At 51.9% G+C, this 25,937-nt stretch carries 22 protein-coding genes; 15 read left to right on the top strand and 7 right to left on the bottom strand.

The window, feature by feature from the left end:
• Positions 1-17 precede the first annotated feature (17 nt).
• Genes AC4BAN_RS11530 through ftsZ form a run of 11 tightly spaced genes read left to right on the top strand, consistent with a single transcriptional unit; the run spans position 18 to position 13,929 of the window.
• Entirely contained in the window at positions 18-443 is a 426-nt protein-coding gene (locus tag AC4BAN_RS11530) for an FtsL-like putative cell division protein (protein WP_490564553.1), read from the top strand.
• On the top strand, positions 433-2,532 hold the full coding sequence (locus AC4BAN_RS11525; RefSeq protein ID WP_490564552.1) for a penicillin-binding protein: 2,100 nt from the start codon (positions 433-435) through the stop codon (positions 2,530-2,532). The genes AC4BAN_RS11530 and AC4BAN_RS11525 overlap by 11 nt, the downstream gene beginning before the upstream one ends.
• Entirely contained in the window at positions 2,532-3,995 is a 1,464-nt protein-coding gene (locus tag AC4BAN_RS11520; RefSeq protein WP_490564551.1) for a UDP-N-acetylmuramoyl-L-alanyl-D-glutamate--2,6-diaminopimelate ligase, read from the top strand. Before AC4BAN_RS11525 ends, AC4BAN_RS11520 begins: the two co-directional genes overlap by 1 nt.
• A 45-nt stretch (positions 3,996-4,040) precedes the next feature.
• Positions 4,041-5,261, top strand: coding sequence for a phospho-N-acetylmuramoyl-pentapeptide-transferase (mraY, locus tag AC4BAN_RS11515; protein ID WP_490564550.1), 1,221 nt, complete (start codon positions 4,041-4,043; stop codon positions 5,259-5,261).
• Positions 5,262-5,279: 18 nt separating this feature from the next.
• Positions 5,280-6,623 carry a UDP-N-acetylmuramoyl-L-alanine--D-glutamate ligase gene (gene murD / locus AC4BAN_RS11510; RefSeq protein ID WP_490564549.1) on the top strand — a complete coding sequence of 448 codons (1,344 nt, stop codon included), beginning with the start codon at positions 5,280-5,282 and terminating at the stop codon, positions 6,621-6,623.
• A 31-nt stretch (positions 6,624-6,654) separates the two neighbouring features.
• Entirely contained in the window at positions 6,655-7,806 is a 1,152-nt protein-coding gene (locus AC4BAN_RS11505; protein ID WP_490564548.1) for an FtsW/RodA/SpoVE family cell cycle protein, read from the top strand.
• Positions 7,799-8,911 carry an undecaprenyldiphospho-muramoylpentapeptide beta-N-acetylglucosaminyltransferase gene (gene murG / locus AC4BAN_RS11500; protein WP_490564547.1) on the top strand — a complete coding sequence of 371 codons (1,113 nt, stop codon included), beginning with the start codon at positions 7,799-7,801 and terminating at the stop codon, positions 8,909-8,911. The genes AC4BAN_RS11505 and murG overlap by 8 nt, the downstream gene beginning before the upstream one ends.
• A complete protein-coding gene (murC, locus tag AC4BAN_RS11495) occupies positions 8,908-10,317 on the top strand; it encodes a UDP-N-acetylmuramate--L-alanine ligase (RefSeq protein WP_490564546.1) in 1,410 nt (469 codons plus the stop codon). The genes murG and murC overlap by 4 nt, the downstream gene beginning before the upstream one ends.
• On the top strand, positions 10,304-11,065 hold the full coding sequence (locus AC4BAN_RS11490; RefSeq protein WP_490564545.1) for a cell division protein FtsQ/DivIB: 762 nt from the start codon (positions 10,304-10,306) through the stop codon (positions 11,063-11,065). The genes murC and AC4BAN_RS11490 overlap by 14 nt, the downstream gene beginning before the upstream one ends.
• 10 nt (positions 11,066-11,075) lie before the next feature.
• Positions 11,076-12,377 carry a cell division protein FtsA gene (gene ftsA, locus AC4BAN_RS11485; RefSeq protein WP_490564544.1) on the top strand — a complete coding sequence of 434 codons (1,302 nt, stop codon included), beginning with the start codon at positions 11,076-11,078 and terminating at the stop codon, positions 12,375-12,377.
• Between the two features lie 25 nt (positions 12,378-12,402).
• Complete coding sequence (gene ftsZ / locus AC4BAN_RS11480) at positions 12,403-13,929, top strand: cell division protein FtsZ (RefSeq protein ID WP_490564543.1); 1,527 nt, start codon at positions 12,403-12,405, stop codon at positions 13,927-13,929.
• Positions 13,930-14,007: 78 nt separating this feature from the next.
• On the opposite strand, the gene AC4BAN_RS11475 is transcribed toward ftsZ, so the two are convergent.
• The 4 genes from AC4BAN_RS11475 to AC4BAN_RS11460 all read right to left on the bottom strand — a co-directional run bounded on the left by AC4BAN_RS11475 (position 14,008) and on the right by AC4BAN_RS11460 (position 18,211).
• Positions 14,008-14,532 (bottom strand): NADPH-dependent FMN reductase, encoded by a 525-nt coding sequence (locus AC4BAN_RS11475; protein WP_490564542.1) that lies wholly within the window; start codon positions 14,530-14,532, stop codon positions 14,008-14,010.
• Positions 14,533-14,687: 155 nt separating this feature from the next.
• Complete coding sequence (locus tag AC4BAN_RS11470) at positions 14,688-15,443, bottom strand: succinate dehydrogenase/fumarate reductase iron-sulfur subunit (RefSeq protein WP_490564619.1); 756 nt, start codon at positions 15,441-15,443, stop codon at positions 14,688-14,690.
• 127 nt (positions 15,444-15,570) lie between these two features.
• Positions 15,571-17,505 (bottom strand): fumarate reductase/succinate dehydrogenase flavoprotein subunit, encoded by a 1,935-nt coding sequence (locus tag AC4BAN_RS11465; RefSeq protein WP_490564541.1) that lies wholly within the window; start codon positions 17,503-17,505, stop codon positions 15,571-15,573.
• 19 nt (positions 17,506-17,524) lie between these two features.
• The gene (locus tag AC4BAN_RS11460) at positions 17,525-18,211 is read right to left on the bottom strand and encodes a succinate dehydrogenase cytochrome b subunit (protein WP_490564540.1); all 687 of its coding nucleotides are present in this window, start codon (positions 18,209-18,211) and stop codon (positions 17,525-17,527) included.
• A gap of 223 nt (positions 18,212-18,434) precedes the next feature.
• Here AC4BAN_RS11460 and AC4BAN_RS11455 point away from each other — a divergent pair, with 223 nt between their 5' ends.
• The 3 genes from AC4BAN_RS11455 to fabD all read left to right on the top strand — a co-directional run bounded on the left by AC4BAN_RS11455 (position 18,435) and on the right by fabD (position 22,661).
• Complete coding sequence (locus AC4BAN_RS11455; protein ID WP_490564539.1) at positions 18,435-21,221, top strand: T9SS type B sorting domain-containing protein; 2,787 nt, start codon at positions 18,435-18,437, stop codon at positions 21,219-21,221.
• 15 nt (positions 21,222-21,236) lie between these two features.
• Positions 21,237-21,665, top strand: a complete 429-nt coding sequence (locus AC4BAN_RS11450; RefSeq protein WP_490564538.1) for a thiol-disulfide oxidoreductase DCC family protein — start codon at positions 21,237-21,239, stop codon at positions 21,663-21,665.
• Positions 21,666-21,782: 117 nt separating this feature from the next.
• Complete coding sequence (fabD, locus tag AC4BAN_RS11445; RefSeq protein WP_490564537.1) at positions 21,783-22,661, top strand: ACP S-malonyltransferase; 879 nt, start codon at positions 21,783-21,785, stop codon at positions 22,659-22,661.
• A gap of 95 nt (positions 22,662-22,756) precedes the next feature.
• On the opposite strand, the gene AC4BAN_RS11440 is transcribed toward fabD, so the two are convergent.
• The 3 genes from AC4BAN_RS11440 to AC4BAN_RS11430 are packed head-to-tail and all read right to left on the bottom strand — an operon-like array spanning position 22,757 to position 24,643.
• Positions 22,757-23,275 (bottom strand): GNAT family N-acetyltransferase, encoded by a 519-nt coding sequence (locus tag AC4BAN_RS11440; protein ID WP_490564536.1) that lies wholly within the window; start codon positions 23,273-23,275, stop codon positions 22,757-22,759.
• A 44-nt stretch (positions 23,276-23,319) separates the two neighbouring features.
• A complete protein-coding gene (gene folK / locus AC4BAN_RS11435; RefSeq protein WP_490564535.1) occupies positions 23,320-23,805 on the bottom strand; it encodes a 2-amino-4-hydroxy-6-hydroxymethyldihydropteridine diphosphokinase in 486 nt (161 codons plus the stop codon).
• Entirely contained in the window at positions 23,798-24,643 is an 846-nt protein-coding gene (locus AC4BAN_RS11430; protein ID WP_490564534.1) for an alpha/beta hydrolase family protein, read from the bottom strand. The genes folK and AC4BAN_RS11430 overlap by 8 nt, the downstream gene beginning before the upstream one ends.
• Positions 24,644-24,867: 224 nt before the next feature.
• Between AC4BAN_RS11430 and AC4BAN_RS11425 the strand changes: the two genes are divergently transcribed.
• Entirely contained in the window at positions 24,868-25,845 is a 978-nt protein-coding gene (locus AC4BAN_RS11425; protein ID WP_490564533.1) for a polyprenyl synthetase family protein, read from the top strand.
• Positions 25,846-25,937: the final 92 nt, after the last annotated feature.

Here is a 25,937-nt window from a genome sequence, read left to right as displayed (position 1 = left end):
TTTAAGATTACCGCATTATGGCTTCTAACGTTATGATTAAGCAGACAGGCACGCCAAGGATAAACTCGGTGCGCGTGAAGCCGGAACAGAAGCCAAAGAACCCTAAGAAAGGCTTCAGCCTTTTTAAGCTACTGGACAAATACGCAAACGTGGACGCGCTTTTTGAAGAGGGCGTGCCGCTCAAGTACCTTCCGCACATACTTTACCTTACCCTCATTACCTTGTTCTACATCGGCAATACCCACTTTGCTGAAAAAACGATCCGTAGAATAGACAAGATCAAAATAGAGACAGAGGACCTGCGTGCGGATTACACTACCCTCAAGTCAGATTACATGGAGGCCAGCAAGCAGTCGGAGGTGGCGCGCAATGTGGCCCCGCTCGGTCTTGTTGAAAGTTCATCCCCCCCTTACCAGGTAATTGTGCCGGCTGATGAATATTAAGAAATCCATACTGATCCGGGTGCGGGTGGCTTTTCTGGCTATCTGCCTTTTTGCATGCGCCATTGTGTACAAGGTGGTGTACATCCAGTTCATGGATGGGGCGCGATGGAAGAAGATTTCCAAAGAGCGCCGCATCCGCTACCAGCCTGTGCGTGCCACGCGCGGTAACATTTACTCTGATAACGGGAGCATCCTGGCAACCTCGCTGCCTTTTTACCGCGTGGCCTTCGATCCTACGGTGGCAGACGCCGCCCTGTTTAACTCAGGGGTAGACTCCCTGGCCCTGCTGCTTTCCCGCTTTTACAAAGACAGGTCGGAGGACTACTACAAGCGCAAGATCAAGAATGCGCGCCATTCAGGCAGGCGGTATATCCGCCTGAACAGCAACCAGATCAATTACCAGGATAAGAAAATGATGGCGAAGTGGCCGGTTTTCAGAGCGGGTAAAAACAAGGGAGGGGTAATTTTTGAGAAGGTGGAAAAGCGGTTCAAGCCGTTTGGCTTGCTGGCCGAGCGCGTGATCGGTTTTATTAACGAAGACAAATACGGAGCCGGCCTGGAGTACAGCTTCAACAGCAACCTGGCGGGCACGGACGGCGAGGCTCTTTTTGAGCGCATCGCGGGAGGGAACAAGCCGATCTATGACGGCACCGAAGTAAAGCCGCAACACGGCTACGACATCGAGACCACCCTGGACATTAACCTGCAGGATGTGGCGGAGAACGCCCTGTATAAAGCACTGGAAAAAACCAATGCCGAGTATGGCTGCGTGATCCTGATGGAAGTAAAGACCGGTGAGATAAAAGCGATGGCCAACCTGGGCAAAACCAAGGGCGGCTACATCGAGGATTACAATTATGCGGTTGGCAACCAGGGGCGCACAGAGCCCGGGTCTACCTTTAAGCTGGCTTCTATGATGGCGCTGTTTGAGCATAACCCACAGGTTCGCCTGACAGACACCATCGATACCGGCCATGGCACTTACCGGATCAAGAACACCACCATGTCGGATGCCAAGAACGGGGGCTACGGAAAACTGGCAGTGCATCAGATATTTGAGAAGTCCTCCAATATTGGCGTAGCCAAACTGATGGAGCAGTACTTTGGCAACGACCAAAGGGCCTACGTGAACTACCTGAACAAGTTCGGCCTGAATACTACCTTAGGCTTTCAGATGGAGGGGGAGGCCCGTCCGTACATGAAGAGCCCGGAGGACAAGAACTGGTACGGCACCACCCTGACCTCGATGGCCATCGGGTACGAGACCAAGCTGTCGCCCCTGCAAACGCTGGCTTTTTACAATGCCGTGGCCAACAATGGTGTAAAGGTGCAGCCGATCATCGTGAAGGAAATCCGGAAAGTAGACCGGGTAATACAAACCTTCCAGACACGGGTACTGAATGAGAAGATCTGTTCGGATGAAACCCTGGAAAAATTGCGCACAATGCTGGAGGGCGTGGTGGAGCATGGCACAGCCAAAAACATCTACAACACAGATTATAAGGTAGCTGGTAAAACCGGAACAGCCCGCAAGGTAAAAGACGGGCACTATGTGCGCGAGTATTCCACTTCTTTTGCAGGCTACTTCCCGGCAGACAACCCGAAGTATAGCTGCATCGTGATCATTGACAGTCCGAAAGGGGTGAATGTGTACGGAGGGGACGTGGCTGCACCGGTTTTTAAAGAGCTGGCCGACAAAGCGTATGCCCGTGACCTGGCCATGCACAAGCCGCTGCGCGCACGCGTCGTGCCTGATAAAAACAGTCTGCCCGGAGTTGCCGCAGGCAGCCAGGAGGACCTGGCCTATATCTGCAATAAAATTGGGCTCAGCAACCACCCCAACAGCAACGACGAGGAATGGGTGAAAGTAGAGAAGGGCCAACGCTCCCTGAATTTCGTTCCTAACCCGGTGCTAAGCGACCTGGTGCCCGATGTGAAAGGCATGACCTTGCGTGACGCACTTTTCATACTAGAAAACCAACACATTCAGGTGAGGGTGGAGGGAGCCGGAAAGCGGGTGCAGCGGCAGTCGCTGGAGCCTGGCTCCAGTGTTGCTAAAAATGCTAAAATAACCATTGTGCTCAGCTAATGCAGTCACTGAAAACCATATTGGAGGGCGTAGAGGTGCTTGCCGTGACAGGGTCCACAACGGTAGCTGTCGATGCCATCTCGTTTGATTCGCGTGCCGTGCGCCAGGGCGTTGTATTTGTGGCCGTGCGCGGGGTGCAGTCAGATGGGCATGCCTTTATTTCCAAAGCGGAGGAGGCTCAGGCTACGGCTATCGTGTGCGAACAGTTACCGGAGGAATTGCAGCCCGCTATTACCTATGTACAGGTGAAGGACTCTGGCGAGGCACTGGGCCAAATGGCATCTGCTTTTTACGGCCATCCCTCCCGGAAACTGTACCTGATCGGGGTAACAGGCACAAACGGCAAAACCACCTCCGTAACGCTGCTGCACAAACTTTTCAGGGAGCTGGGCTACCAGGTGGGCATGCTCTCCACGGTGCAGAACCAGATCAACGAAACCGTGATCCCATCCACCCACACCACTCCGGATGCGATCAAGCTGAACGAACTCTTGGCGCAGATGGTGAAAGCCGGCTGCAGCCACTGCTTTATGGAGGTGAGTTCGCATGCCATGGTGCAGAAACGGGTAGCAGGACTTCATTTTAAAGGGGGCGTTTTCACCAATATCACCCACGACCACCTCGACTACCATAAAACATTTGACGAGTACATCCGGGCAAAAAAATCATTCTTTGACATGCTGCCGAAGGGTGCTTTCGCCCTGATCAATGCCGATGATAAACGTGGAAGCGTAATGGTGCAGAACACCGCCGCCGACGTGCATTATTTTGCCTTGCGCAAGGCGGTGGAATTTAAGGCGCGCATTATTGATAACACCATACAAGGCCTGCACCTGGACGTGGACGGCCACGAGATCTGGTGCAAGTTGATTGGGGCGTTTAACGCGTACAATTTGTTGGGGGCCTACGCAGTGGCTGTTTTGCTGGAGGAGGATGCCGTGGAAACCTTAACTGTGCTCTCCAGCCTCACATCCGCCGCCGGACGATTCGACTACATCGATTCGGATACACACATTACCGGCATCATAGACTACGCGCATACCCCCGATGCGCTGGAGAACGTGCTCAGCACCATCCAGCAGATACGAAACCCTACACAGCAGGTAATTACCCTGGTGGGCTGCGGGGGCAACCGCGACGCGGCCAAACGCCCGCTAATGGCGGACATTGCCTGCCGCCTGAGCGATAAAGTGATCCTGACCTCCGATAATCCAAGGTTTGAAGAGCCGCAGGCGATATTGGAGGATATGCAAAAGGGTGTCAGGCCCCTGGACTACAAAAAAACCCTGACAGTACTGGATAGAAAAGAAGCGATTAAAACTGCCTGCATGCTGGCCGAGCCGAACGACATCATTTTGGTGGCCGGCAAGGGGCATGAGACCTACCAGGAGATTAAAGGCGTGAAGCATGCCTTTGATGACAAGCAGATGCTGCGCGATACATTGAAGCAATTAGGGAAATAAAGATAAATTTTAACCTGCAGGAAAAGGAAACGGAATAGAAAGTACATGTTATATCACCTCTTTACATACCTCGACCGCGAATATAATTTTATCGGAGCTGGTGTATTTCAATACATCTCCTTCCGGGCAGGTATGGCTACGCTGGTGTCGCTGCTGATTGCGATGATCTTTGGGGGCAAGCTCATTAAAATCCTGCAGCGCAAGCAGGTCGGCGAAAGTATTCGCGACCTGGGGTTAGATGGCCAGCTGGAGAAAAAAGGCACCCCTACGATGGGAGGCCTGATCATAATCCTGGCAATCCTGGTGCCAACGCTGCTGTTTGCCCGCCTGGATAATATCTATATCATCCTGATGCTGGTTTCCACCATCTGGCTGGGCCTGATAGGCTTCCTGGACGATTATATCAAGGTTTTCAAGAAGAACAAGGAAGGCCTGGCAGGCAGGTTTAAAATTCTGGGCCAGATAGGGCTTGGCCTGATCGTGGGGCTTACCCTATACTTTAACGACGACGTGGTGGTGCGGCAGTACCTATTCTCCAATGGGGCAACCTCTGCTGTAAATGCTTCCAGCAAATGGGTGGATGTGCACAGCATGATCACCACCATCCCGTTCCGGAAAAACAACGAACTGGATTATTGCAACCTGTTTTCGTTTGCCGGCCCACTGTTTCAGGGCTGGTCCTGCTATTTGTACATTCCGTTTGTGATCCTGGTCATCACGGCGGTATCGAATGGGGCCAACATAACAGACGGGATAGACGGCCTGGCAGCCGGAACCTCCGCCATTATCGGTATGACACTGGCTTTCTTCGCCTATTTGTCGGGTAACACCATTTTTGCGGATTACCTGGACATTATGTTTATTCCTAACTCCGGAGAACTGACCATTTTTTGTCTGGCCTTTGTGGGTGCCTGCGTGGGCTTCCTGTGGTACAACACCTACCCGGCACAGGTGTTTATGGGCGATACAGGAAGTTTATCCATAGGCGGGATCATAGCAGTCTTAGCCCTGATCGTGCGCAAAGAACTGCTGATCCCGATCCTGTGCGGCGTGTTCCTGATCGAGAACCTGTCTGTTATGCTGCAGGTGAGTTACTTTAAATACACCAAAAAGAAATACGGCGAGGGGCGGCGCGTCTTTAAAATGGCACCCCTCCATCACCACTATCAGAAGATGGGGTACCACGAGTCGAAAATCGTAGGGAGGTTCTGGATTGTGGGCATCATGCTGGCGATTTTAACACTGGCAACCCTTAAACTTCGCTAATAATTCCGGATAAGAACGATGAAGATAGCTATACTAGGAGCAGGAGAAAGTGGGGTTGGCGCCGCCTTGCTGGCACAGGCAAGGGGCCTGGAGGTCTTTGTATCGGACATGGGACCCATCAAGGAGAAGTACAAAGCGAAGCTGGCCACCGCCGCCATCCCTTTCGAAGAAGGCAAGCATACTCAGGAGCTTATACTGGGGGCAGACCAGCTGATCAAAAGCCCCGGCATACCGGACAAAGCGCCCCTGATCCAGGAGGCGATCAAAAGAAACATTCCTGTGATCTCTGAAATTGAGTTTGCAGGCAGGTACACCGATGCCAGGTTTATTTGCATCACAGGCACGAACGGCAAAACCACCACCACGCTGCTCACCTATCACCTGCTCAAGAGCGCAGGCTTAAACGTGGGGCTGGCGGGGAACATAGGGGAGAGCCTGGCCGAGAAAGTGATCGAGAACAAGTATGACTATTATGTGCTGGAGTTAAGCAGCTTTCAGCTCGACAACATGTTCCAGTTCAAGGCGCACATCGCCGTGCTCCTGAACATTACGCCTGACCACCTGGATCGCTATGCATACAGCATGGAGAAGTATGCAGCCTCTAAGCTGCGGGTGGCTCAGAACATGACCGGTGCTGATTTCTTCGTGCTGAATGCCGATGACGCCAACATTGCCCAGGCTTTCCGGTCGGAGGCTTTTGGTGGAACCACTGTTCCGTTTACGTTGAAAGGAGCAGCAGGTGCCAAAGTATACATGAAAGGCCAGCAGGTTAGAGTAGAAGAAAAGTTTTGTGAAGGTACTGTTGATACGCATAGGTCAGGGTTGATAGGCAAGCATAACCAGTACAATACCATGGCCGCCGTAACCGTGGCCAAGCTGCTCGGGGTAGCAGATGAGCAAGTGGAGCAGGCATTGGAAACATTCGAAAACGCGGAGCATCGGCTGCAGCTTATTGGCGTGGCCAAGGAGGTATCGTACATCAACGACTCCAAGGCCACCAATGTGGAGGCCGTTTGGTATGCGCTTGAGGGCATAAAGCAGCCCATTATCTGGATCGCCGGCGGGGTGGATAAAGGTAACGACTACAGTACCCTCACGGAGCTGGCGCGCGAAAAGATAAAGGTGCTGGTTTGCCTGGGGAAGGACAATGAGAAGCTGAAGCAGGCATTTGAAAGGGTAATACCCATCATCGCTGAAACTACCTCCATTGCGTACGCCGTGCGCTTAAGCCGCTCACTGGCCACGCCCGGGGATGCGGTGCTACTATCACCTGCCTGTGCCAGCTTCGACCTGTTTGATAATTATGAACACCGTGGACAGCGTTTTAAGGAAGCTGTAGAGAAAATAGTTTTGAAGAAATAGAATTCAGCATAACCCAATTAGCCAGAGGTGTATGATAAAGCAGTGGTTACAGCAAAACCTGAAAGGGGATGCAGTGCTTTGGGGCATTGTATTAGCCTTTTCGCTTATAAGTGTGGCAGTGGTGTACTCTGCCACAGGTACCCTAGCTTATAAGAACAGAGACGGGAATACCGAGTACTTCCTCTTTAAGCATACTTCCCTGATTTTGGTCGGACTTTCCTGTATGTGGGTAGCCCACAAGGTGCATTACAGCTATTACTCCAAATTATCTCTGATCGCGCTTATCCTTTCAGCGCCTCTGCTCATCGTAACGTATTTTTTTGGCTCTAATATAAACGAAGCCAGCCGCTGGGTAACGATCCCGGTGATCGAGCTGACGTTTCAGCCCTCTGACCTGGCCAAGCTGGCCTTGATCTCTTACCTGGCCAGCATGCTCTCCAGAAAGCAGGGTGAGCTGCATGTAAGGCGAACGCTGATCCCAATCCTGAGCTGGACCATTGGGATCTGCGCACTCATTGCCTTAACCAACACCTCCACCGCTGTACTCCTTTTCCTGACGTGCCTTCTGCTAATGTTTATCGGACGGGTGCCCATGAAATTCCTGATGGGGGTAGTGGTGGGTGGCGTGCTACTGGGCGGCACAGCGTTGGCTTTGGGCCAGCGACTGGATACGGCGATCAGCCGTGTGGAGGATTTCATGGATCCGAATGAAACCGCTTTTCAGTTGGAGCAGTCCTACATCGCCATTGCAACAGGCGGCGTGGTGGGCAAAGGACCAGGTAACAGCGATCAAAGAGATATTCTACCTCACCCCTATTCCGACTTTATTTACGCCATTATCCTGGAAGAGTATGGCTTGATTGGTGGGGTAGCCGTCTTGTTTCTATACCTGGCGTTGCTGTACAGGGGGCTAGTGACGGTCAGTAAAAGCTATGGCGCTTTTGGCGGCTTGCTTTCCGCCGGCCTGAGTTTCAGCTTGGTTATCCAGGGCATGATCAACATGGGAGTCGCCGTCGGGCTTGGCCCGATCACCGGATTACCGCTCCCGTTGCTGAGCATGGGGGGCACCTCCCTTATATTTACGGGCATCTCGCTGGGTATCATACTTAGCGTGAGCCGCAGCGACAATGAGCACAGCCGGAAAGCAGTAGGGACAACGGCAAAAGTACCGGTAAATGCCTGAGAAGCAAAGACCATATCGCATCATCATCAGCGGGGGCGGCACCGGCGGGCATATTTACCCGGCGGTGGCCATTGCCAATCAGCTTAAAACCCTCAACCCCAAGACAGAGATTTTGTTTGTGGGTGCAAAGGGCCGTATGGAGATGACCCGGGTTCCGGAGGCAGGCTATAAAATAGAAGGGTTGTGGATCAGTGGCTTACAGCGTCGTTTAACGCTTGACAATCTGTCATTTCCTTTCAAAGTGATTTCAAGTATCCGGGCCTCGCACAAGATCATCAGGGAGTTTAGGCCCGATGCCGTGGTTGGGGTGGGCGGCTACGCCAGTGGTCCGTTGCTGTACGCAGCCACGGCGCGCCATATCCCAGCATTGATCCAGGAGCAAAATTCTTATGCCGGCATCACCAATAAACTGCTCGCCAAACGAGTTAATAAGGTGTGTGTGGCCTATCCGAATATGGAAACCTTCTTTCCTGCGGAAAAAGTAGTACTGACAGGAAACCCGGTTCGGAGCGATATCCTGGCAAGTCACTTGAAGAGGCAGGAGGCGCTTGCGCACTTTGGGCTTATGGCCAACAGGCAAACGATCTTGGTCATTGGCGGAAGCCTGGGGGCGCGAACAATCAATCAAAGCATAGCAGCAGGGGTCCAAAGAATAGCGCAGGCCGGCTACCAGCTGGTGTGGCAAACCGGAAAGAGCTTTTACACAGAGGCCCAGGCCATAACAGCGCAGTTTGAGGGACAGGGGATAAAAGCCTTTGACTTCATCAAACGCATGGACCTGGCCTATGCGGCGGCCGATGTGGTGGTTTCCAGAGCGGGGGCGTTGTCTATCTCAGAACTAGCGCTGGCGGGCAAACCCTGCATCCTGGTTCCTTCCCCGAACGTGGCCGAAGACCACCAGACAATGAACGCGCTGGCACTTGTAAATCAGCATGCAGCCCTGTTGGTTAGGGACAGGGAGGCACAGGAGACCCTGATGGATACTGCCCTGAAGCTGGCAGGCGATAAAGAGGAACAGCAGCGGTTACAGGAGCACATCCTGAGACTTGGACGGCCAGATGCTGCTGCAGATATTGTAAACGAACTAATAAAACTGATCGGGTGAAACTGGAGAACTTTACATACATCTATTTCCTGGGCATCGGGGGGATTGGCATGAGTGCGATTGCCCGTTGGTTCAATGCAAAGGGATATCCGGTGTGGGGCTATGATAAAACCCGCACCGGCTTGTGTGAAACCCTGGAGCAGGAAGGCATACAGATACATTATGAAGATAGTGTTGCGCTGTTGCCCGAGGAGATACTGCAGCACAAAGCGCAGACCCTGGTCGTGCTGACGCCTGCAATTCCGGCCGGCCACACAGAGTGGGCCTACCTGCGGGATCAGGGGTTCACCATCAAAAAGCGTTCGGAAGTGTTGGGTATTATTACCTCGGAGGCATTCACGATCGCAGTGGCAGGTACCCATGGCAAAACCACCACTTCCTCCATCATCGCCCACCTGCTTCACCACGCCGGTGTGGACTGCTCCGCTTTTTTGGGGGGCATTGCAACAAACCTGAACTCTAACCTGATGATAGGCAAGGGCGATGCGGGCAAGGAAGTAGTGGTGGTGGAAGCAGACGAGTACGACCGCTCGTTCCTAACCCTTTTTCCGGACATTGCCGTTGTAACTTCCGCCGACCCGGATCACTTGGATATTTATGGGGACAACGAGGAACTGATACGTACATTCCAGCGGTTTATTAGCCAAATAAAGCCAGGCGGCTACCTGTTTATACAGCAGGATACAGACTCCCGGCTGACGGCAAATGTGCAGGAGGGTGTAACAGTGATACCCTATAACCTGGAGAGTGCAGATGCGCATGTGCAGCAGCTCACGATAAAGGGCCGCTGGTTTGAGTTTGACGCTGTGAGCCCCTTTGGTAACATCAGTTCACTGCGCCTGGGGTTGCCGGGCTTTCATAATGTAGAGAATACCTTGGCGGCTGTTTTAACAGTGCAGGCCATGCATGTGGACACACAAAAAATAGCGGCAGGCGTCGAATCTTTTCAGGGTGTGAAAAGGCGCTTTGAGTTTGTGTATGAGGGGCAGGGCATCGTGTTCATCGACGACTATGCGCACCACCCCAAAGAGATCGAGGCATTTATGAATTCTTTGCGCGCTTTATACCCAAACAAGCGCATAAAGGTACTATTTCAGCCCCACTTGTACAGCCGTACCCGCGACTTTGCAACAGCGTTTGCAGAGAGCCTGAGCAAGGCCGATGAACTGGTGCTGCTGGATATCTACCCGGCGCGTGAAGAGCCTATCCCGGGGGTAACTTCGGAGTTGATTCTGGACAAGGTAAACTGTGAAGGGAAGGAAATATTGTCGAAAGAAAATATAATTGAAAATCTCTTCAAAAACGGACATTTTGACGTGCTGGCAACAGTCGGAGCCGGCGATATTGACACCCTTGTGAAGCCCATTAAAAATTTTTTAGAAAAAGATCGCCATGGGCTTGAATAGTAAAATAAAATCTTTAATTTTTGCAGGTTGTAGTATCGTAACGATCGGGGCACTTGCAGGATTTGCTTCTTCCAGGCAAAATGAAAAGATCTGTAAAAAAGTGTCAATAAAAATTGATAATGAGTACAACAATTACTTTATTGGGGATAAGGAAGTAAGAGCTCTCTTAACCCGCGACGGTGAACGCAGTCTGGAAGGGTTACCAAACCAAAACATTGACCTGAAAAACCTTGAAAAACGCATCGAAGCGAATAAATTTGTAAACGATGCGGAAGTATTTCGGGGGCTTGACGGCAACATTCATGTAAGTGTAAAACAAAACAGGCCTATTGCAAGAATTATACGATCAGATCAAGATGTTTACATCGACGTGGAGGGGCACACGCTTCCTCTTTCCGACAGATACACCGCTCGTGTAATACCAGTCATTAAATCGGCTTTAATTAAGTCCCTTGATGGGGGGTTCTTTCAAGACTCTACCGGACAGGAATACCTTTCCTTGCTGCAGTTTATAGAAAACGACCAGTTCTGGAAAGCGCAGCTAGCCCAGATGCATATTGATGGGCATGGCAAGATTTCATTTTTACCCCAGGTGGGAGAACATACGATTGAGTTCGGAAAGCCGACCAGGGTAGAGGCAAAATTCAGGAAACTGATGATCTTTTATAAAGAGGTGCTACCCGTAATGGGGTGGGATAAATATAAAAGGGTAAATGTAGAATACGAAGACCAGATTATTTGTGAATAATATAAAGGATATGCAAAACGACAAAATAGTAGTAGGCTTGGACATTGGCACCACCAAAGTTTGCGCACTTGTAGGTCGGAAGAATGAGTTTGGGAAACTGGAAATACTCGGCATGGGTAAGGCAGCTTCCGAAGGCGTGGTGCGGGGCATTGTGAGCAACATCGACAAAACCGTGGATGCCATTCAGAAAGCCATCCGGCAGGCAGAGGAGCAGTCCGGCATTAACATTGGTGTGGTGAATGTGGGTATCGCAGGGCAGCACATCAAAAGCCTGCAGCACAACGGCAGTATCACCAGGCAGATCACGGACCATGAAATCACGGTAGCGGATGTAAACCGGCTGACCAATGACATGTATCGTTTGGTGACGCCCCCGGGAAGTGAGATCATCCATGTGATGCCGCAGGAATACAAGGTGGATTATGAAGAAGGTATCGTGGACCCTGTGGGTATGTCAGGCGTGCGCCTGGAAGGCAACTTCCATGTGATCACGGCACAGTCGAACGCCATCAACAACATCAACAAATGCATTACGCGTGCCGGCCTGACCATCGATAATCTGATCCTGGAACCCCTGGCCTCCTGCATGTCGGTGCTCAGCGACGAGGAGAAAGAGGCGGGTGTGGCCCTGGTGGATATTGGCGGGGGAACAACTGACCTGGCCATCTTTAAAGACAATATTATCCGGCATACGGCAGTTTTACCTTTTGGGGGCAACATCATAACTTCTGATATCAAGCAGGGTTGTATGGTGATGCAAAACCAGGCAGAGCAGCTGAAAGTGAAATTTGGCAAAGCCATAGCCGACGAAGCCTCTGAAAATGAGATCGTTTCGATACCAGGCCTGCGTGACCGCACGCCAAAGGAAATCTCCCTGAAAAACCTCGCCTTCATTATTGAGGCGCGGATGGAGGAAATTGTAGAGCTGGTTTATGCCGAGATCGTGCGATCCGGATTTGCAAACAGCCTGGCAGCCGGTATAGTGGTAACAGGGGGAGGGGCACAACTTCAGAACCTGGTGCAACTGGTAGAATACATCACAGGTATGGATACCCGCATCGGATACCCGAACGAGCATTTGGGCAAATCGCGGATAGACGCGGTAAAGAGCCCGATGTATGCGACCAGCGTTGGCTTGGTTTTGGCAGGATATCAGTCAATTGACCAATTGGCCGCCGGCAACGCCGAAACATCGGAGCATCCAAATTACGAGAAGCCAGCACAGAAAGCAGCCAAAGAAAACAACGGTGGCCTGTTTCAGATGATCAAAGGCTTCTTGTCTGACGACATAGACAACAAACAAAGTTATTAACCCATTAAGAGCAGGAGAATAAAGCATGACTTCAATGTACACTTTTGACTTACCATCAAGCAGTAAGTCCATCATCAAGGTGATTGGCGTCGGGGGCGGTGGAAGCAACGCTGTTAATCATATGTATAACCAAGGCATCAAAGATGTTGAGTTTATCATATGTAATACCGATGCACAAGCCTTAAAGAGCAGCAGCGTGCCCAATAAACTGGGTATTGGCCAAAACCTTACCGAAGGCCTGGGAGCAGGTGCTAACCCTGAAAAGGGAAAGCATGCCGCTTTGGAGAGCAAAGAGGAAATAAGGGAGATGCTTAGCTCTGACACGAAAATGGTGTTTATAACCGCCGGTATGGGGGGTGGAACGGGCACAGGTGCCGCACCTGTCATTGCCAAGCTGGCCAAAGAGCTGGGCATCCTGACCGTAGGCATCGTAACGGCTCCTTTCGCTTTTGAAGGGAAGAAGAAGAAGATAGCCGCTGAGAACGGTGTGAAAGAACTGAGCGAGAATTGCGATACCATTCTGGTGATCCTGAATGACAAGCTGCGCGAGATGTTCGGTAACCTGACCATTCGGGAGGCTTTTGCCAAGGCTGATAACGTGCTGACTACCGCTGCCAAATCCATTGCAGAGATCATCACCGTGACAGCAGAGGTGAACGTGGATTTTGAAGACGTGAAAACGGTGATGAAAGACTCTGGCGCGGCAGTTATGGGTTCTGCCACGACAGAAGGTGAAGGCCGTGCCTTGCGCGCTGCTGAAGAAGCGCTTTCTTCTCCTTTGCTTAACAACACCGACATTCACGGTGCACAAAAGATCCTGCTCTCTATCATGTCTGGCGAGCAGGCTGAGCTGGAGATGGATGAATTAACCGAGATCACAGAGTATATCCAGGACAAAGCGGGCCAGGAGGCTGAGGTTATCTTCGGCCATGGCATCGACTCCTCTTTGGGGCAGAGCATCCGGGTGACTGTGATTGCCACAGGTTTTGCTAGCAATGCCGACAGTATCATCGAGCCAAAGAAGACTGTCTTTGATCTGGAAAGCCAAAAAAAAATAGAACTAGCTGAGCCTGCCAAAGCAGAGTTGCCCGAAGTAGCCGCTCCTGTCGCAAAGCCAGTGGTAGCGCCTGTGGTTACGCCGCAGTCCGCAGCGCCTGCTCCGCAGCAGACCTTTGAGCCACAGCAGCAGGCTGTTAGCCGCAAGCCTTCCGAGCAATCCCAGACGCAGCGTATCGTTTTTGAATTAGATGGCAATGCGCAAAATGAGGTATATGCCTCGCGCGAAGAGGAACGTGTTGCTGACAGGGCTTCAGAAGAACGCGAGATCATGCAACGCCGCACAGAGGAGCGTCGCGAGCGCCTGCGTATGCTAAGCACAGAGATTACGTCAGAAGCCATTAAGGAGAAGCTCGACGTACCTGCGTACCTGCGCCGGAATGTTGCTCTTGAAAAAGTGACGCATTCTTCAGAGCGCAATGTATCCCGGTTCAACCTGAACGATGACAACGAGATTCTGGGCGATAACCGATTCCTGCACGATAATGTAGACTAGTTTATTGACCAGGGTCAAGCAAAAGGGCTTGTTGCACGATGCAGCAAGCCCTTTCTGTTATGTAGCAATTCTGTGATCTTAAAATTTAATGAACTGGTCTATGTGCTGCTCCAGTAACTCATTGTAAAGCTCATTGGTAAATTTGTGCCCATCAAAGTTTCGTTCGATGTGCGCAAACTTGGGTTTCGTGGCCATGGTATGCATGCCCAGGTAATTTAAGATGTCGGTTAAATGGCTCAGGGCTAACCCGCTTCCCTGCATGCCGGAGGAAATGCCAATCAAGGCCCCCTTCTTGTCCTTAAACGTGTTTGGGTAGGCCAGGCCATCTATAAAAGCCTTTAACACCCCCGGGAAGGAGGAGTTGTATTCGGGTACCACAAACACAAACTTTTCAGAGGTGGCCACCATGCTGCTGAGCTTATTGAATTGCTCATTTTTGCCCACATTATCGTATAAGGCGGTGCTGGTAAAGTCAGCGGGCAGATCTGCCAGATCAAGTACCTGGAAAGCTACCTGCCGCTTGCCCAACAGGGAGGCATATAAATCGACGATTGCCCTGGAGTTCGATGCAGGCCGGTTAGTTCCTGAAATAAGTGTAATCATAAGTCGCTTCTCTTTTCAGTCCTTAACAAGTATGGATAGCTAATTTATACGTGTTTAACCAGCCTGGTAAACAGCGGGTTTTTACTACGCTTTGTTAAAACAAAAAGGCGGGGGACTTTGTAGCCTCCCCGCCTTTTTGTTTTAGAAACAAAGGCTTATGCTACATTTTCTGATGTTGCCTTTGCGCTCAGGTACTCACGGTTCAGTATAGCGATATTTTCCAGCGAAATACCTACCGGGCACTCAGCGGCGCATGCACCCGTGTTAGAACAGGCTCCGAAGCCCTCGAAATCCATTTGGGCTACCATGTTCTCCGCACGCGTTTTACGCTCTGTTTTTCCCTGTGGCAGCATCGCCAACTGCGATACCTTGGCTGAGACAAACAACATAGCAGACGCATTTTTACAGGCCGCCACGCAGGCACCACAACCAATGCAGGTGGCCGCATCAAATGCTTTGTCTGCAATCGATTTAGGAATTGGTATTTCGTTAGCATCGGGCACACCACCCGTGTTTACGGATACGTATCCTCCTGCCTGCTGAATCCGGTCAAAAGCGGAGCGGTCTACTACCAGGTCCTTGTGAACCGGAAAAGCCGCCGCTCTCCAGGGCTCGATCGTGATGGTGTCGCCGTGACTGAAATGGCGCATGTGTAACTGACATGTGGTAGTGCCTTTTTCCGGCCCGTGAGCGCGTCCGTTGATAAACAAGCTACACATGCCGCAGATACCCTCGCGGCAGTCGTGGTCGAAGGCAATGGGCTCTTCTCCGGCGCGCAGCAGGTCCTCATTCAAAACATCGAGCATCTCCAGGAACGACATGTCAGGAGAGATATCTTTGATCGGGTATGTAACCAGCTGTCCGGCTGTTTCTCTATTTTTTTGGCGCCACACCTTCAGAGTCAGATCCATCGGTTTGGCATTTGGATTACTTCCAGCCATTTTATATTAGATTATGAATTATGAATTCTGAATTAGGGGGAGGAACAGTGAGGGCTCCAAATCCTTTTCTAATTCATGGATTCTGTTTTCTGTTTATTTATTTGTAGCTACGCTGCGTCAGTTTCACATTCTGGAACTCGAGTTCCTCTTTGTGCAGCGTCGGCTCGTTGCCCACACCCGTAAATTCCCAGGCGGCGACATAGGTATAGTTATCGTCATCGCGCAGGGCTTCGTTCTCAGGTGTCTGGAATTCCTCGCGGAAGTGACCGCCGCAAGACTCATTCCTGTTCAGGGCGTCATCCACCATCAGCTCTCCAAGTTCCAGGAAGTCGGCCACACGGTTTGCCTTCTCCAGTGTCTGGTTCAGCTCTTCGCCTACTCCTGTTACTTTTACATCGCGCCAGAACTCGTCGCGTAGCTTTCTGATCTCCTGCTTGGCAAACTGAAGGCCTTCCGCGTTGCGGGCCATGCCGCAGTGCTCCCACATCAGCAGACCCAGCGCTTTATGGAAATCATCCACGGTGCGTGTACCCTGGATAGCCAGTAACTGGTTGCACTTCTCAAAAACAGCGTTTTCTGCTTCCTTAAAGGCCGGATGATCTGTGCTTACCTTGTCGTATTTCTGCTTGGCAAGGTAGTCGCCAATTGTATATGGCAGCACGAAGTAACCATCTGCCAGTCCCTGCATCAGGGCGGAGGCACCCAGTCGGTTTGCACCGTGGTCTGAGAAGTTAGCCTCACCGGCGGCATACAAGCCCGGTATGTTGGTCATCAGGTTATAGTCTACCCAAAGGCCACCCATGGTGTAATGCACCGCTGGGTAAATGCGCATTGGTCTTTCGTAGGGGTTCTCGTCCGTGATCTTGGCATACATCTCAAACAGGTTGCCATACTTGGCTGCAATGGCCGGCTGACCGTCGCGTTTGATCGCGTCTGCAAAGTCCAGGTACACGGCCAGGCCCGAGGCACCTACGCCGCGCCCTTCATCACAAACCAGTTTGGCGTTGCGAGAAGCCACGTCGCGCGGAACCAGGTTACCGAAGGCCGGATACTTGCGCTCTAAATAATAATCGCGGTCGGCTTCCGCAATGTCTTTCACGGCAATTTCGCCCTTGCGCAGTTTGGTAGCCATTTCTACTGTCTTAGGTACCCACACGCGCCCATCATTACGTAGCGATTCCGACATCAGGGTAAGCTTAGACTGGTACTCGCCGGATACCGGGATACAGGTCGGGTGGATCTGGGTAAAGCAAGGGTTCGCGAAGAAAGCACCCTTCTTGTAGGCTCTCCAGGCAGCCGTCGCGTTAGACCCCATGGCGTTGGTTGAAAGGAAAAAAACGTTGCCGTACCCTCCCGTTGCCAGAACCACAGCATGCGCGCTATGCGATTCGATCTTGCCTGTTACCAGGTTGCGAACCACAATACCGCGTGCCTGTCCGTCTACCACTACCAGATCAAGCATTTCGGTGCGCGGATACATCTTTATTTTGCCGTAGGCGATCTGGCGGTTAAGGGCCGAGTAAGCACCTAGCAGCAACTGCTGGCCGGTTTGCCCACGGGCATAGAACGTTCTGGACACCTGCGCCCCACCAAAAGAGCGGTTAGCCAGCAGGCCGCCGTACTCCCGTGCAAAGGGCACACCCTGGGCCACGCACTGGTCAATGATATTGACAGACACCTGGGCAAGGCGGTATACGTTGGCTTCCCGGGAGCGGTAATCGCCTCCTTTTATTGTGTCGTAGAAAAGCCGGTAAACCGAGTCGCCGTCGTTTTGGTAGTTCTTGGCGGCGTTAATACCGCCCTGTGCTGCAATAGAGTGGGCGCGGCGCGGCGTGTCCTGGAAACAGAATGCTTTCACATTATAACCAAGCTCGCCAAAAGTTGCTGCAGCAGATGCCCCGGCAAGCCCGGTGCCTACCACAATGATATCGTATTTACGTTTGTTTGCCGGGTTTACCAGCTTCACGTCAAATTTATGCTTGTCCCATTTCTCAGCTAAAGGGCCTTCCGGGATTTTCGAATCTAATATCATATTAAACTATAGCAGTTTGTTATAACTCAAAGAAAAAGAAAAAGTACAGGGGAATGATGGCAAAGCCCAGGCAAACCAACACAGAGAAGGCATAGCCAAACTTCTGTATAAATGGCGTATATTTTTTATGCGTCAGGCCAAGCGACTGGAACGCACTCTGGAAACCGTGGATCAGGTGATAGGCCAGGGCGACCATGGAAACCACATACAGCACCACATACCACCATACCTGGAAAGACTGAATCACCTTAAGGTACAGGTTCTCATATTCCACATCCTCGATCACGACGCCCTCTAAGCCGCCGAAACGGGCAGGAACGAAGAAATTCCAAAGGTGGATGATCAGGAACACCAGGATAACTGTGCCCAGCAAGCCCATGTTGCGCGATGACCAGGTGCTGTTCTCCTGCGGGTGCGTTTCAGCATATCCTATGGGGCGAGCCGCTTTATTCTTGCGCGTAAGTATGATGGCATCGATGATATGGAAAAGAAATCCTGCCACAAGCACCAGCTCCATAATACGTATCACGGTATTATTGGCCATGAAATAAGAGTAAAGATTAAACGCCGCACCCCCGTCGTCTTTAAAGAGCTGTAAGTTGCCTATCAGGTGAACTACGAGGAAAGAGCACAGAAAAAGACCCGTGACCGACATAACGATCTTACGCCCGATTGTACTCGAAAACGTTTTAGTAAACCAATTCATCTGTATCCGTTAGAGGTTAATTAATTATGCATTTTAAATTCTCAAAGGTAGCAGCAGGCCTTTTATAAAACAATTTTAGGTTAATATTTTGAATCAATCTAAATTGGGATTCGTAGGACAGAAAACCTTTATTATTAAAACCTGCTTTTCTTACTATTGTTGATAATAAAATCAAAGTTTTTTAGTTTACTTTATAGCTGATTTATTGCCAAACCCTATTTATATGCCAAACAGTTTACGCACGAAGTATCTGCTGCATGGGGGTCTGCTCTGGGTGTTGATATTGTTGTTGGGAGTTTTCACAGAGGCACAGGCCACGCACATTAGAGCAGGAGATATTACGGCCAAACGGGACACCACCGCAAACCCTAACCCGTTTCGCTTCTTCTTTACCATGAAAATCTACACGGATCGCGCCTCGCAGGCCGACGATCCCACGGTGCAGATATCCACCGGTGATGGCAATACCCTGACAGTACCCAAGTTCTCGCATTCCGAAATAGGCGACCCCGCAGACCTGGTTGACCTGGAGGTTTACAAGTGGGAATACACCTATCCGGCAGCCGGCAGCTACACCACCTCCTGGACCGGCATTAACCGAAACCCGAATATCCTGAACGTTACCCCCCCCTCAGACCAGCTCACGTTCTACATTGCCACCACCATCAACATAAATCCGCTGCGAGGCTTTAACAGCACGCCGGTGCTGACTGTGGCTCCTGTGGATCTGGCAGCCGTGGGGCGCGTGTTTGTGCATAACCCCGGTGCCTACGATGCTGACGGCGACAGCCTTGCCTTTAAGCTGCGGGTGCCTTTGCAAAGAAGCGGTGCATCCGGCACAGTGGGCCCCGTGCCCGGGTATGTGTTGCCGAGCCTACGTTTTGCCGGTGCCAACTGCACCACAGCCTCCGGTACCGGGAGCGCCTTCCTGACGCTTGACATCACAAATGGGCAATTGGTTTGGGATGCGCCCTGTATGAAAGGGGAGTATAACATCGCCTTTGTGGTAGAAGAGTGGCGTGTGTCCCCCGCCGGGGCGGTAAAATTAGGAGAGGTGATCCGGGATATGCAGATCATTGTGAAGGAAACGCCTAACCGCCCACCAAAGCTCTCGCCGAAGGACACGTGTGTGGTGGCAGGCACAGTGCTGAACGGTGTGGTGCGCGCCACTGACCCCGATAATGACTTTATCAACCTTTCCGCTATTGGCGGCATACTGCCTCCTGCTACGTTTACCCAAACATCCCGAAACCCGGGCGTGTCCACAGGCCGCTTCAGCTGGTCTACCGCGTGCAGTGATGTACGGGAAAGGCCCTATCAGGTAATCTTTAAGGCAGAGGACGTGCGGCCACCGAACGAGACAGACCTGGCCGACCTGCAGCCCTGGAACATCACCGTGGTAGGTCCAGCTCCTACCAACCTGGCCGCTGCCGGCGCCGATCGGAACGTAACCCTGACCTGGGACAAGTACATTTGTCAGAACGCATCCACCATCCGGATATACCGCCGGGAGGGACCTTCCGGCTTTAAACCCGATAAGTGTGAGACAGGAGTGCCCGCCAGTACAGGCTATGTGTTGATAGGAGAGGTGAAGGCAAGCGAGGTTACGTTCTTTGACAACAACAGGGGCGCCGGACTGAAAGCGGGGGTAGAATACTGCTATATCATCTATGCCGAGTTTCCTTCCCCGGCCCGAGGCAAAAGCCTGGCCTCGAACGAAGCCTGTATCTCCATCGACCAGGACATTCCCTACTTAACCAATGTGACCGTTGACCGCACGGATGTAACCAACGGGCAAATCACCGTGAAATGGACGAAGCCCCGTAATGTGGCCAACCTAACCCCCCCCCTGGAATACAGGCTTTACCGCAAGGAAGGCTTACAGCCAGGCGCAGGATTTACAGAGGTCAAAAGAACCAGGGTAATGAATGACACCACGTTCACGGACACTGGGCTGAACACGCTGGAAAAAGCCTACCGGTACCGGCTGGAGTTTTACCAAACCCCTGTGCCCGGAGGGCAGCCCACTTCGCTTCGCGACAGCACCGAGGCATCAAGCGTGTTCCTGACAGTTGCTCCTATAGGAAATGGCGACAAAGCGATACAGCTAAACTGGACCTACAATGTGCCGTGGAACAATGCTTTCGGCAAGCACCGCATTTACCGCGCTGCGAACGGATCCAATACATTCACACTAATCGACAGTGTTTCAGCCACAGCCACCGGTGGAACCTACACCGACAGGGGGACGTTTGGCGGCACAGCACTTGTGCGGGGGCAGGAATACTGCTACTATGTGCAGACGACAGGCTCTTACCAGATAAAGGGACTGCCGGAACCTTTGCTAAATAACAGCCAGCGCTTGTGCATAACACTGCCTAAGGAAATATGCGCCCCTATTCTGAGCATAGAGCAACTGGACTGCAGCGTGTTCAACCAGAACCCAACGCAGCCACCCTATCAGAACGTGCTGTCCTGGGAGCCACAGGTAACAGGCGACTGTACCGCTGACATTGATTTTTACACAGTTTACTTTAAACCTACGGATGACGCGGAGTACACAGAAATAGGCAAGACCAAGGAGACCAGCTTTACCCATGCAGGTCTACAGTCGTTTGCCGGATGCTACCAGGTAACAGCCACCGATGTGAACGGCAGGCAAAGCCCAAGAAGCAACGAAGTGTGCAACGACAACTGCATCAACTTCTCGCTGCCAAACATCATTACCCCGAACGGCGACGGCAAGAACGACGTATTTAAGCCGGATAAGAAGACTGCCTTCCTGAAAAGCACTAATTTTAAAGTGTTTAACCGCTGGGGAGTGCTGGTGTATGATAAAAAGGCAGACGGCGGAGGCGATGATGTGTACATCAACTGGCCAGGCGTAGATAACGACGGCAACCGCTTAACCGATGGCACTTATTATTACGAGGTTACGGTAGAGTTCTTTACCAGAGACCCTGCCAAAGCCAGGGCAAAGTATAAAGGCTGGGTGGAGATTGTAAGGTAATGCTGGCGTAAAAAAATGACATTGACCACATCAGAAAAAGAAAAGATTGCACAGAGAGCCATCGTTTTTTACGATGGCTCTTGTGGCTTTTGCCAGGCCAGCATACAGGTGGTGCTAAAGTATAACGCCAGACAGGATTTATACTTTGCGCCCCTGCAATCGGGGCTGCTACAGGCCCTGGTGCCCCCCGAAGACTTGCCTGATCCCTTGCCCGACGCTGTTGTGTTTTATGAGCGCGGCAACGTGTACACCGAGTCGGAGGCAGGTCTGCGCATAGCCCGTTACCTTAAATTTCCTTTCTCCCTGTTTGCTCATTTCCGCTTTATTCCTTTATCTTTCCGCAATTTTGTGTACCGCTTCATTGCCAGAAACCGCTACCGGATTGCTGGGCGCACAGATGCCTGCCTTTTGCCAAGCCCGGCGCAAAGAAGCCGCTTTATTTAAGCTGGCCTAAGCTTTCCAGGCTTGTGGCAAATTAGGAAAGCTGTTTTTTGGCGACTCAAAAAGGCGGGACAAGAAATGAACAAGCATTAAGCAAATAAATCACTTCAACTTTAGAAAATGAAAAAGGCATACATTTTCCCCGGGCAGGGTTCGCAGTTTGTGGGGATGGGCAAAGACCTGTACGAGCAGCACGCAGAAGCAAAGCAGCTGTTCGACAGGGCAAACGAGATTCTGGGTTTCAACATCACAGAGATCATGTTTAACGGAACTGAGGAGGAACTGAAGCAGACCAAGGTAACGCAACCTGCTATTTTCCTGCACTCAGTGGCACAGGCAGCCGTGGCGGCAGATTTTAAGCCGGATATGGTGGCGGGCCACTCCCTGGGGGAGTTCTCGGCGCTGGTTGCCAGCAAAGTGCTGAGCTTTGAAGATGGCCTGCGCCTGGTATCGAAGCGTGCGCTGGCCATGCAGGCCGCCTGCGAGGCCAACCCATCCACGATGGCGGCCATACTTGGCCTGGAAGATGAGAAGGTAGAGCAGGTGTGCGCTTCTATTGATGAAGTGGTGGTAGCGGCCAACTATAACTGTCCTGGCCAGCTGGTGATCTCGGGTTCTAACAAAGGCATTGAAATAGCCTGCGAGAAAATGAAGGAGGCAGGAGCCAAGCGCGCATTACCGCTTCCGGTTGGGGGGGCTTTCCACTCGCCGCTCATGAAGCCCGCCGAGGAAGAACTGGCCAGGGCCATCAACGAAACCACATTTTCGCAAGGCATCTGCCCGATCTACCAAAACGTGGACGCCATGCCCCACACCGATCCGGCAGCAATAAAGCAGAACCTGATCCAGCAGCTCACCGCGCCGGTTCGCTGGACGCAGTCGGTGCAGCAGATGATTGCAGATGGCGCAACGCATTTTGTGGAGTGCGGCCCTGGAAAGGTATTGCAGGGGCTGGTGAAGAAGATTGACCGTACGGCAGAGGCCAGCTCCATTGCGTAAGCTTTTACAGTGAAAGTATGAACAAGACGTCATTGCCAGTCTAAACCGGAGCGGACGTCTTGTTTTTATACTGCTTAACCTGCCACCTCACTTGCCTAAAGACTCAGCTGGTAAAGTAAAAGTTCTTCCGGACCATCCGGAAGCTGGACGCGCTTGCTGTAACGGAGGCCTAACTTTTCCAGCAGCTTTTGGGAGGCGATGTTCTCCTGTGTCGTGATGGCGTTTAGCTGCGCGATACCGAAATGCCCGAAGGCGGCTTCTTTCACTTTGCTGGCCGCCTCAAAAGCGAATCCCTGTTTGGCGAACTGGGGCAGAAAAGCGAAACCGATATCAATGCCCTCAAGACCTGCTCTGTCATAAAGCCCGCAGGTGCCCACTTTTACCCCATCGGCTTTTCGGATAACGGTATAATTGGCATACCCCAGCCTTTCCAGTTGTGGCATCATTCTGTTTTGGATATACCTGGCTGCATCCTCCATCGATCTTACATTTCTGTCGCCAATATACTTAATCCATTGAGGGGTATTAAGCAGTTCAAGTACGAACGCGGCATCCTCGTACGTCGTTGGCCGGATCAGCAGCCTTTCTGTCTCAAAAGATTTGTGTGGGGCCATGGCTAGGGGTTGATTGGTAACTTTTGACCTTTGTATGCGAGGTGTCAGGCCGTATACTCCCGTACTTCCAGCTGATCGGGGCAGTGGTGCAACAGCTCAGCGATGCTTTGGTTTAACACCGGGTGCAGCAGGTCGGGGGCCAGCTCGGCCAGTGGTCGCAATGTGAACCTGCGCAGGTGCAGTTGCGGGTGCGGAATGGTGAGGCGCTGTGTCTGAAGCAGCAGTGTGTCGTAAAAAAGGATGTCGATATCGATCACACGTGCTCCCCAGTGCGCCTGGCGCACGCGGCCCAGCGCCTGTTCAATTGCATTTATACGTTGCAGCACCTGCTCCGGCGCCAACTGGGTTTGCACTTCCAATACCTGGTTTAAAAAGCTGGGCTGTTCTGTGTTGCCCCAGGCTGCGGTTTCGTAAAGTTTGGAGCTTTGCACAACACGGCCTACCTGGGCAGCTATGTGTTGCCTGGCCTGTTGCAGGTATTCGGTGCGGTTGCCCAGGTTACCGCCTAGCAGCAGGTATACCCTAGGCATGGCGCCGAAAGAAATCTATACTTAAGTCGGCTGCGGCACGGGCTGCTTCCGGAAGCTCTTCGCTGTCGTAAGGGTGCTTTCCGCCGAAGGAGTGGTCAGCGTGCGGCAGTAGGTGCAGTTCCGCGTCAGGCTTCCAGCTTTGCAGGTCGTAAGCCATCTGCGTAGGCAAGGTCTCGTCCTGTTCGCCGTGCAGCACGAGCAGGGGCTGTTTCATGCGCTGCACCACGGTTGGGATGTCGAGGCGGTATTTGTTTTTGAGGTAGTCTTCCACGATCTGGTAATACAGGGGCATTTGCTTACCCGTTCGCCCGTTCAACACATACTGCACCCCTTTCTCCTGCCAAAGCTCCATGTGCAGCTCATCCCAGTGGTTGTCGTACCTGTTCACCGCCGCCCAGGTGGCCACGGCCTTCACGCGGGGCTCCTCGGCTGCTTTTAGAATCACAGCGCCGCCGCCCCGGCTATGCCCGATCAGGTAAATGCGGCTCAGGTCTAGCTCCTGGGTTTGGATGGGAGGGTTGCCTGAGTGCATCAGTTCGACCAGGGCCTGGAGGTCATCCAGCTCCAGGCTGAAGTTGTTGTGCCCGAAGGCCTCCATGTCGTGCATGTCGGAGTAGTCATCGATGGTGGTGCCATTGTAGGCAAAGTTAAACTTGACGAACACGAAGCCCTGTTTTGCAAAGTAGGAGGCCAGCACGTTAAAGTGCCCCCAATCCTTGAAGCCTTTAAAACCATGGGCAAAGAGTACGATCGGCTTTGGTTTGCTGTCAGGCCAGTAGGTGGCATCGGCAGTAAAAGGGCGGCCATGCTCCGGGTATACTACAAAATCTACTTTCATGGGATGATGGATTTAGGGTTTTAACGGTTGCCTGAGCTTACGTTTGCCTGTGCCGTCTACGTTTACAGCCCGAGGTCATGTTGCCAGGCCGGGGCGAGAAAAAAACATTTTGCCCCTCCCGCAATTTATGAATTGTGCCCTCAGCAATTTAACAATAATACTCCGTTTTGCTAATATACGTTTGGAAACCACTTTTGCAGGCTGTAATATTGTAAACCTAACACATGAGCATCAGCCTAAAGGATATACAAGCCCCCATTGCGCCCGAAATGGAGCTGTTCGAAAAGAAGTTCAGGGCATCGATGAAGACGCGAGTTCTGCTTCTGGACCGAATCATGAGCTATATCGTGAAACGCAAGGGCAAGCAGATGCGCCCGATGTTCGTGTTTTTTACTGCTAAGCTCTTCCGCCAAAGTATAGATGAGCCCACATACCGCGGGGCGGCCCTGATCGAACTGCTGCACACGGCCACGCTGGTGCACGACGATGTGGTAGACGACGCCAATTACCGCCGTGGCTTTTTCTCGGTAAACGCCCTCTGGAAAAACAAGATTGCCGTATTGGTAGGCGACTACCTGCTGTCAAAAGGCCTGCTGCTTTCGCTGCAGAACGATGATTACGAGCTGCTAAAGATCGTGTCGAATGCTGTGAAGGAGATGAGCGAGGGGGAGCTGCTGCAGATCGAGAAGGCACGAAAGCTGGATATTACCGAGGATGTTTATTTTGATATCATCCGCCAGAAAACAGCCTCGTTAATTGCCTCCTGCTGTGCGGTGGGTGCCGCCTCTGCCGGGGCCTGTAAAGATGACATAGAGAAAGCGCGCTTATTCGGCGAAAAAGTAGGGATTGCCTTCCAGATAAAAGACGACCTGTTTGATTACGGCACCGCCGAGATTGGCAAGCCCGTGGGCATTGATATCAAGGAGAAGAAGATGACCCTGCCGCTGATCCATGCCCTGCGCGAGGCCGAGTGGCTGACAAAGCGACGCGTGATCTACAACGTGAAAAACAACAACGGCGACAGCAAGCGTGTGCAGCAGGTGATTGAGTTTGTGAAGCAATCCGGCGGCATTGAGTATACTGTGCAGCTGATGAACCATTACCACGCGGAGGCGCTTGCCATACTCCATACTTTCCCTGAATCCCCGTCACGCACTTCCCTGGAGCAGCTGATCGCCTACACTATCGAAAGGGAAAAATAATCCTCTTGATCCGAGAATTTAAATTTGATAAACTGCAATTAAAAAAAGTGGCCCTATATCAGGGGAGTATTATACTTTTTTAAATAAAGTTA

This window comes from Pontibacter sp. GD13 (assembly GCF_058216355.1).
Note: the sequence above shows the minus strand (reverse complement) of the source record. Positions and strands in the feature narration are given on the sequence as shown.

Bases quoted from the DNA above. Each gene is read 5' to 3' on its own strand.
- AC4BAN_RS11520 (WP_490564551.1), top strand. From the start codon at position 2,532: ATGCAGTCACTGAAAACCATATTGGAGGGCGTAGAGGTGCTTGCCGTG.
- AC4BAN_RS11530 (WP_490564553.1), top strand. From the start codon at position 18: ATGGCTTCTAACGTTATGATTAAGCAGACAGGCACGCCAAGGATAAAC.
- AC4BAN_RS11470 (WP_490564619.1), bottom strand. From the start codon at position 15,443: ATGGATCTGACTCTGAAGGTGTGGCGCCAAAAAAATAGAGAAACAGCC.
- AC4BAN_RS11490 (WP_490564545.1), top strand. From the start codon at position 10,304: ATGGGCTTGAATAGTAAAATAAAATCTTTAATTTTTGCAGGTTGTAGT.
- AC4BAN_RS11475 (WP_490564542.1), bottom strand. From the start codon at position 14,532: ATGATTACACTTATTTCAGGAACTAACCGGCCTGCATCGAACTCCAGG.
- AC4BAN_RS11460 (WP_490564540.1), bottom strand. From the start codon at position 18,211: ATGAATTGGTTTACTAAAACGTTTTCGAGTACAATCGGGCGTAAGATC.
- AC4BAN_RS11525 (WP_490564552.1), top strand. From the start codon at position 433: ATGAATATTAAGAAATCCATACTGATCCGGGTGCGGGTGGCTTTTCTG.
- AC4BAN_RS11425 (WP_490564533.1), top strand. From the start codon at position 24,868: ATGAGCATCAGCCTAAAGGATATACAAGCCCCCATTGCGCCCGAAATG.
- AC4BAN_RS11455 (WP_490564539.1), top strand. From the start codon at position 18,435: ATGCCAAACAGTTTACGCACGAAGTATCTGCTGCATGGGGGTCTGCTC.
- AC4BAN_RS11505 (WP_490564548.1), top strand. From the start codon at position 6,655: ATGATAAAGCAGTGGTTACAGCAAAACCTGAAAGGGGATGCAGTGCTT.
- murG (WP_490564547.1), top strand. From the start codon at position 7,799: ATGCCTGAGAAGCAAAGACCATATCGCATCATCATCAGCGGGGGCGGC.
- fabD (WP_490564537.1), top strand. From the start codon at position 21,783: ATGAAAAAGGCATACATTTTCCCCGGGCAGGGTTCGCAGTTTGTGGGG.
- ftsZ (WP_490564543.1), top strand. From the start codon at position 12,403: ATGACTTCAATGTACACTTTTGACTTACCATCAAGCAGTAAGTCCATC.
- AC4BAN_RS11450 (WP_490564538.1), top strand. From the start codon at position 21,237: ATGACATTGACCACATCAGAAAAAGAAAAGATTGCACAGAGAGCCATC.
- folK (WP_490564535.1), bottom strand. From the start codon at position 23,805: ATGCCTAGGGTATACCTGCTGCTAGGCGGTAACCTGGGCAACCGCACC.
- AC4BAN_RS11465 (WP_490564541.1), bottom strand. From the start codon at position 17,505: ATGATATTAGATTCGAAAATCCCGGAAGGCCCTTTAGCTGAGAAATGG.
- AC4BAN_RS11440 (WP_490564536.1), bottom strand. From the start codon at position 23,275: ATGGCCCCACACAAATCTTTTGAGACAGAAAGGCTGCTGATCCGGCCA.
- AC4BAN_RS11430 (WP_490564534.1), bottom strand. From the start codon at position 24,643: ATGAAAGTAGATTTTGTAGTATACCCGGAGCATGGCCGCCCTTTTACT.
- murD (WP_490564549.1), top strand. From the start codon at position 5,280: ATGAAGATAGCTATACTAGGAGCAGGAGAAAGTGGGGTTGGCGCCGCC.
- mraY (WP_490564550.1), top strand. From the start codon at position 4,041: ATGTTATATCACCTCTTTACATACCTCGACCGCGAATATAATTTTATC.
- ftsA (WP_490564544.1), top strand. From the start codon at position 11,076: ATGCAAAACGACAAAATAGTAGTAGGCTTGGACATTGGCACCACCAAA.